At 73.7% G+C, this 6507-nt stretch carries 8 protein-coding genes and 1 pseudogene; 6 read left to right on the forward strand and 3 right to left on the reverse strand.

The features are described from left to right. Nucleotides 1–75 precede the first annotated feature (75 nt). Genes fabF through ACLQ2V_RS17015 form a run of 3 tightly spaced genes read left to right on the forward strand, consistent with a single transcriptional unit; the run spans nt 76 to nt 4033 of the window. Nucleotides 76–1335 carry a beta-ketoacyl-ACP synthase II gene (gene fabF, locus ACLQ2V_RS17005; RefSeq protein ID WP_425719454.1) on the forward strand — a complete coding sequence of 420 codons (1260 nt, stop codon included), beginning with the start codon at nt 76–78 and terminating at the stop codon, nt 1333–1335. Continuing rightward, nucleotides 1332–2417, forward strand: a complete 1086-nt coding sequence (locus tag ACLQ2V_RS17010; protein ID WP_425719455.1) for a branched-chain amino acid aminotransferase — start codon at nt 1332–1334, stop codon at nt 2415–2417. Before fabF ends, ACLQ2V_RS17010 begins: the two co-directional genes overlap by 4 nt. Next, nucleotides 2417–4033: a polyketide synthase gene (locus ACLQ2V_RS17015; protein WP_425719456.1), complete on the forward strand. Its 1617-nt coding sequence runs from the start codon at nt 2417–2419 to the stop codon at nt 4031–4033. The genes ACLQ2V_RS17010 and ACLQ2V_RS17015 overlap by 1 nt, the downstream gene beginning before the upstream one ends. Here the strand turns inward: ACLQ2V_RS17015 and ACLQ2V_RS17020 are convergent. Further along, on the reverse strand, nt 4009–4470 hold the full coding sequence (locus tag ACLQ2V_RS17020; protein WP_425719457.1) for a PaaI family thioesterase: 462 nt from the start codon (nt 4468–4470) through the stop codon (nt 4009–4011). The genes ACLQ2V_RS17015 and ACLQ2V_RS17020 overlap by 25 nt on opposite strands. Before the next feature lie 114 nt (nt 4471–4584). Further along, entirely contained in the window at nt 4585–4788 is a 204-nt protein-coding gene (locus ACLQ2V_RS17025) for a hypothetical protein (protein ID WP_425719458.1), read from the reverse strand. 37 nt (nt 4789–4825) lie between these two features. Here ACLQ2V_RS17025 and ACLQ2V_RS17030 point away from each other — a divergent pair. Both ACLQ2V_RS17030 and ACLQ2V_RS17035 read left to right on the forward strand, forming a co-directional pair. Further along, nucleotides 4826–4924, forward strand: a pseudogene (locus ACLQ2V_RS17030) (NADPH-dependent FMN reductase); the annotation flags it as partial. Between the two features lie 70 nt (nt 4925–4994). Then, nucleotides 4995–5210: an NAD(P)H-dependent oxidoreductase gene (locus ACLQ2V_RS17035; RefSeq protein WP_425719459.1), complete on the forward strand. Its 216-nt coding sequence runs from the start codon at nt 4995–4997 to the stop codon at nt 5208–5210. On the opposite strand, the gene ACLQ2V_RS17040 is transcribed toward ACLQ2V_RS17035, so the two are convergent. Beyond that, complete coding sequence (locus tag ACLQ2V_RS17040; RefSeq protein WP_425719475.1) at nt 5107–5634, reverse strand: DUF6244 family protein; 528 nt, start codon at nt 5632–5634, stop codon at nt 5107–5109. The two genes, ACLQ2V_RS17035 and ACLQ2V_RS17040, sit on opposite strands and share 104 nt — an antisense overlap. A 131-nt stretch (nt 5635–5765) precedes the next feature. Here ACLQ2V_RS17040 and ACLQ2V_RS17045 point away from each other — a divergent pair, with 131 nt between their 5' ends. Continuing rightward, nucleotides 5766–6020 (forward strand): SCO4848 family membrane protein, encoded by a 255-nt coding sequence (locus ACLQ2V_RS17045; RefSeq protein WP_425719460.1) that lies wholly within the window; start codon nt 5766–5768, stop codon nt 6018–6020. Nucleotides 6021–6507 lie beyond the last annotated feature (487 nt).

Below are 6507 nucleotides of genomic sequence, written 5' to 3' on the forward strand. Positions count from 1 at the left end.
CGGATTCCGCGCACTGACGGCGATTGATAGGGTGCTGTCAGTCGTTCGACGCCAGAGAGATGAGGCCGAGGCGGGATGGTAGGGGGCGGCGTCGTCATCACCGGCATCGGCGCGGTCACGCCGCTGGGCCTGGACCGCGAGAGCACCTGGCACGCCCTGCTGGCCGGCAAGTCCGGCGTCGGCCCGGTCACCGCCTTCGACGCCGGTGACCTGCCCACCCGCATCGCCGCCGAGGTGCGGGGCTTCGAGCCGGGGCAGCACTTCACCGCCAAACGGGCCCGCCGGATGGCCCGGTTCAGCCAGTTCGCCGTGGTCGCCGCCCGGGAGGCGGTCGCCGACGCCGGGCTCACCGTCGACGAGGGCAACGCCGACCGGGTGGGCGTGGTGGTCAACGCCGCCGTCGCGGGCTTCGACACCGTCGAGGCAGCCACCCGGCAACTGCTGGCACCCGTGCCGGCCGCGCCCAGCGCCCAGTTCGTGCCGTCGTCGCTGACCAACATGCCCGCCTGCGAGGTCGCCATCGACCTGGGCGCGCACGGGCCGGTCAACGCCAGCGCGCTGGCCTGCGCCAGCGGCGCGTACGCGCTGCTCGACGCCCGCCGGCTGATCCTCAGCGGCGAGGCCGACGTGGTGGTCTGCGGCGGCACCGACGCGGCGATCACCCCGGTCATGTTCGCGGGCCTGGTCAGCATGGGCGCGATGTCGCAGCGCAACGACGACCCGGCCGGCGCCAGCCGGCCCTTCTCGGCCGACCGGGACGGGTTCGTCTTCGGCGAGGGCGCCGTGGTGCTGGTGCTGGAGTCGGCCGAGCACGCCCGCCGGCGCGGCGCCGGCCACTACGCCGTCCTCGCCGGTGGCGCCCTGACCAGCGACGCCTTCCACGTCAGCGCGCCCGCACCCGGCGGCGTGCACGCCACGGCGGCGATCCGGCGGGCCCTGACCCACAGCGGGCTGGGCCCCGACGACGTCGACTACATCTGCGCCCACGGCACCTCGACCAAGGCCAACGACCGGACGGAGACCATCGCGATCCGGGCCGCCCTCGGCGACGCGGCCGACCGGGTCGCGGTCAGCGCGCCCAAGTCGATGCTCGGCCACCTGATCGGCGCGGCCGGGGCGCTCGGCGCCCTGGTCTGCGCCATGGCGATCCGGGACCAGGTCGTGCCGCCCACGGTCAACCTGCACGAGCCGGACCCGGAGTGCGACCTGGACTACGTGCCCCACCAGGCCCGGGAGCTGCCCGTGCGGGCCGCGCTGACCAACGCCTTCGGCTTCGGCGGGCAGAACTGCGTCGCCGTCTTCACCGACCGACCCCCGCGAGGAGAGTTCGCATGACCGTCCAGTTCCCGCTGACGCGAACCGACCACCCGACCCCGCAGCCGACGCGGGAGGAGATCCTCGCCGACCCCGGGTTCGGCCGGCACTTCACCGACCACATGGTCACCGCCGAGTGGACGCCGGAGGCGGGCTGGCACGACCACCGCGTCGGTGCCCTGGCCCCGTTCACCCTGCACCCCGGCGCGGCGGTCCTGCACTACGCGCAGGAGATCCTCGAAGGGCTCAAGGCATTCCGGCGCGCGGACGACAGCGTCTGGCTGTTCCGCCCGGAGCTCAACGCCCGGCGCTTCGCCCTGTCCGCCCGGCGGCTGGTCCTGCCCGAGCTCGACGAGGAGACCTTCGTGGAGAGCGCGGCGGCGCTGGTCCGCGCCGACCAGGAGTGGGTGCCGGCGTACGGCGGCGAGCAGAGCCTCTACCTGCGGCCGTTCATGTTCGCCTCGGAGGCGTTCCTCGGGGTGCGCCCGGCCACCCGGGTCACCTACTGCGTGATCGCCTGCCCGGCCGGGTCGTACTTCCCCGGCGGCGTCACCGGCGTGACGCTCTGGATCAGCACCCGGTACAGCCGGGCGGCGATCGGCGGCACCGGGGCGGCGAAGTGCGGCGGCAACTACGCCGCCAGCCTGCAACCGCAGCGCGAGGCGCTGGAGCACGGCTGCGAGCAGGTGCTCTACCTCGGCGGCGAGCAGCGGCGCGACATCGACGAGTCGGGCACGATGAACGTCTTCTTCGTGACCGCCGACAAGCAGCTCATCACCCCGGGCCTGGGCACCATCCTCGACGGGGTGACCCGCGACAGCGTGCTGACCCTCGCCGCCGACCACGGCCTCAAGCCGATCGAGCGGTCGATCGGGCTGGACGAGATCCGCGACGGGCTCGCCGACGGGTCGGTCACCGAGGCGTTCGCCGCCGGCACGGCGGCCGTGATCACGCCGATCGTCGGCTTCAAGAGCGAGGAGTTCTCCGCCACGGTCGGCGACGGCCAGCCCGGCGAGCACACCCAGCAGTTCCGCCAGCATCTGCTGGACATCCAGTACGGCCGGGTCGCGGACGCCCACGGCTGGATGCGCCGGGTGCTGTAGTGGCCGAGCCGATCGCGGTCGTCGGGATGGCCGTCCGCGCGCCGGGCGGCGTCGACACCCTCGACGCGTACTGGTCGGCGATCCTGGAGGCCCGCGACCTCACCGGCGACCTGCCCGAGGATCGGCGCGGGCCGTTCGGTGTGCAGTGGGACGGCATGGTCACCCGGGGCGGCTACCTGCACGCACCCTTCGACTTCGACCCGAAGTTCTTCGGCATCGCGCCGAAGGAGGCGCGCGTGCTCGACCCGCAGCACCGGCTGCTGCTGGAGGTCGCCTGGGAGGCGTTCGAGCACGCCGCGATCCCGGTGGCCGGCGTCGCCGAGGCCACCGGCGTCTTCGTCGGCATCACCGGCCGGGACTACTGGCAGTGGCTGGGCGGCGACCCGAACTCGTACTGGACCATCGGCAACGGCCACAGCTTCGCCGCCGGGCGGATCGCGTACACCCTGGGCCTGGGGGGTCCGGTGTTCGCGCTGGACACGGCCTGCTCGTCGTCGCTGGTCGCCGTGCACACCGCCGGCCGGGCGCTGGCGGCGGGTGACTGCGACGTCGCGGTCGCGGGCGGGGTCAACCTCATCCTGGCCCCGGACACCACCCGGTCGGTGGGGCAGACCGGCGCGCTCTCACCCGACGGCCGGTCGCGGCCCTTCGACGCCGACGCGAACGGGTTCGTCCGGGGCGAGGGCTGCGGCATCCTCCTGCTCAAGCGGCTCGCCGACGCCCGCCGGGACCGCGACCGGGTCCTCGCCGTGATCAGCGGGACCGGGATCAACCACGACGGGCGGACCGCGACGTTCACCACGCCGAACGTGGCGGCCCAGGCGAGACTCGTCGACTCGGTGCTGACGGCGGCCGGCCTGCGCGCCGAGGACGTCGGCTACCACGAGGCGCACGGCACGGGCACCCCGCTCGGCGACCCCCTGGAGCTGGCGGCGGTCGGCGCGGCGCTGGGCCGCGACGACGGCCGACCGCTCTACGTGGGCTCGGTGAAGGGCAACGTCGGCCACACCGAGTCGGCCGCCGGGGTGCTCGGGCTGATCAAGACCGTGCTCTGCCTGCACCATCGCACCATCGCGCCGCAGGCCAACTTCCGCGCGCCCAACCCCCGCATCGACCTGCCGGGCACCGGCATCGAGTTCCCGGTGACGGCGGTGCCCTGGGACGACCGGATCGGCGGCTGCGCGTCGACCAGCTCGTACGGCATGAGCGGCACCAACGCGTACGCCGTGCTGTCGCCGGCCCCGCCGCCCGAGCCGGCCGGGACCGTGCCGGCGGCGGACGGGATCCTGGTGTCGGCCGCCACCCCGGCCGCGCTGGCCGCGCTGGCCCGCCGCTACGCCGCGCACCTGGCCGCCCTGCCGGACGCCGACTACCCGGCGTTCGCCTGCACCGCCAACGCCGGGCGGGCCCGGCTCCGGCACGCGGTCTGGGTGCGGGCGGTCGCGCCGGGCGACGCGGCGGCGGCCCTGGCGGCGCTCGCCGCCGGCTCGACCCACCCCGCCGTGCGTACGCTCGCCCCGGACGAGCCGGTGCCGGTCGCCCCCGGCCGGGCGGTGGTCTCGCTGCCGAGCTACCCGTGGCAGCGCGGCACCTACGTCGCCGCCGCCGCGGCCTGATCGGCGAGCGCCGCCCGGGTCGCCCGCGACGGCAGGGCGAAGTGCAGCGTGGCCATGGCGACCAGCCGGTCACGGTGGTCGCTGGTACGCACGTCCACGACCGCCGACCGGCTGGCGAGCTTGACCACCTCCGCGGCGACGCGCAGCACCCCGGGCTCGGCCGGTTCCAGGAAGCTGATGCTGCTGTTGGCGAGCACCGTCGCGGGCGCGGGGCCGAGCAGCACGTTGACCGCGACGAAGCCGGTCAGGTCCATGGCCCAGAACAGGGCCGGCCCGGAGAGCGTGCCGTTCATCCGGCGCTCCAGACCGTCGGGGCCGGCGGCGCAGACGAGGCGGTTGCCGTCGAGGGTCTCCACTCGGAGCCGGTGCAGGTCGGGCATGATCTGGGCGAGCCAGGCACGCGCCTCGTCGATCGACATCACCGGTTGTGAGCGCATGGAAACACTATAGGCGTCGATGGCCGCCGGGTCGGCCGGCCTGTTTCGAGGCCCTTCGTCGTCGCGCCGGGGCGGTCGCGGGCCCGCTGGGACTGCGGCCCGAGGGGGTGCTGGTCAGGGCGGCGGGATGTCGGCCAGGCGGCGCAGCAGGGTCTCGAAGGTGTGCCGTTCGGCCGTCGAGAAGCCGTCGAGAAGCTCGTCCTGGGCGGCGGCGGGCTGATCGTGATGCCGCTGTTCTTCCAGGTCGGCATGGGACGGGACGTCATCGGCAGCACCCGGCCCGGACGGCGCGGCGAGGCGGTGGGCCAGTGGGTCCACAAGCTGGCCTCCCAGCGGGGGGGACGCGGACTACGACATCGTCGACCTCGCCGACCACCACCCGCCGCACCTCGACGAGGCGGTCCCCGCGGCCATGGGCACCCAGCACTACACGGCCGAGCACACCAGGCGGTGGGCGGAGACCATCGCCTCGTACGACGGCTTCGTCTTCGTCACGCCGGAGTACAACCACTCCATTCCCCGGCGTGCTCAAGAACGCGATCGACTACCTGTACGGGGAGTGGCACAACAAGTCGGCGGGCTTCGTCAGCTACGGCCTCGACGGCGGGGTAGGCGCCGTGGAGCACTCGACGGCGGTCAGTTTCCCGAGGACCCGAGCTGTCGGGCCTCGACGATCGCGACCTCCACGGCCTGCCGGGCGGTGCCGGTGCGCTGCGCCAGCATGGTCAGCACCTGCTTGATGTTCTCCAGCCCCGACAGCATCGGGCCCGGCTGACCGCCCTGCAGGACCATGGTGGCGAGCTGCTGCACCTCGCCGACGCGGGCGATGGTCGCGGCGGTGCCGTCGCGTACGCCGTCCACGGCGCTCTGCACCGGGGCCAGGCCGGCGATGGTCTCCTGCGCGGTGGCGCGCTCGGGCACCGCGGCGGCGGCCTTCGTCGCCTCGGCGATCGAGGTGGCCAGGCCACCCAGCCCGCCCTGGATCTCGGAGATCGACCCCTGCACCCGCACCATCCCGGCGGCCACGGCGGCGAAGCCCGCCCCGGCGGCCCGTAGCGCCACCTCCTGGGCCTGCTTGTGGGCTGCGCCGGCCAGCCCCCGCGCCCGCTCCACGCCCGTGGAGAGCGCCCGAAGTTCATCGGTGATCTTCTCGATGTGCGACACGGGCCCGGGTTTCCCCTCCACGAAGACTCCTGAGGAGCTCAACCTATCGAGGCCCGTGCCGATGGGACAGGCCCGACCCACGGGCGCGAAGACGGACGGTGTGCCTCCTCGCGCTGGCATACTCGCCAACCATGGTGTTGTCGCGCGGCTGGGCCCTCTTCCTCGTCGGGGTCGGCGTCTGGACCTGGGTGATCTGGCCCCGGTTTGCCGTCGCCATCTGGAACGACCCGCGCGCCTGGGCGAGCGGGACGGTGGCGCAGGGTGCGCCGACCGGCTTCCTCTGGGTGCACGCCCTGTTGATCGGGGCGTCGTTGGCGATCGGCACGGTGGTCGGCGTCCTGGGCGTTCGGGGTTGGCGGGCGGCGCGTCGGAAGGGACGCCCCTGACCTGGGCGTATTCTTCGTCGCGGATGATGTGACGCGGACCGCTACCCGCCGATTTGACGATCAAACCCACGGACGCGTAACTTTCTCTCTGCCAGCGCGGAACGGACGAACAGGGTGAAAGCCCCGGAGGCCGGAGCGCCGGAACAACTGCCGGGCGTCGAGGGTTGTGCACCTCGGAGCACGGACGGGCGGGGCCACCGATTCGCCGCGAGGCGGATTTGGAGCGGCGCAACCGACCGGGTAGGGTTGGCGACCGGCAGGGAACCGGGCGGGATCGTGGGAGACCACGACGGCCGGCCTGCCAAATCCGACGACAAGCACAGCGGTTCGCCGCTGCGTGGTCGTCGGCGCACCAACCGTACGAAGCATGACAGACCGGAACATTCGGTTTGACACGGCCGAGACGGTGAGGTAACGTAGTAAAAGTGCCCGGCGCGGAAGCGCCGGGTGCGGGTACGGAAAAGCCCCGGACGGGCTCCTGCTGAGG

The organism is Micromonospora sp. DT233 (assembly GCF_049841815.1).
In the GTDB taxonomy this organism is placed as follows: Bacteria; Actinomycetota; Actinomycetes; order Mycobacteriales; family Micromonosporaceae; genus Micromonospora.

Coding starts and splice junctions, on each gene's coding strand:
- fabF (WP_425719454.1), top strand. CDS start 76: ATGGTAGGGGGCGGCGTCGTCATCACCGGCATCGGCGCGGTCACGCCG.
- ACLQ2V_RS17010 (WP_425719455.1), top strand. CDS start 1,332: ATGACCGTCCAGTTCCCGCTGACGCGAACCGACCACCCGACCCCGCAG.
- ACLQ2V_RS17020 (WP_425719457.1), bottom strand. CDS start 4,470: ATGCGCTCACAACCGGTGATGTCGATCGACGAGGCGCGTGCCTGGCTC.
- ACLQ2V_RS17045 (WP_425719460.1), top strand. CDS start 5,766: ATGGTGTTGTCGCGCGGCTGGGCCCTCTTCCTCGTCGGGGTCGGCGTC.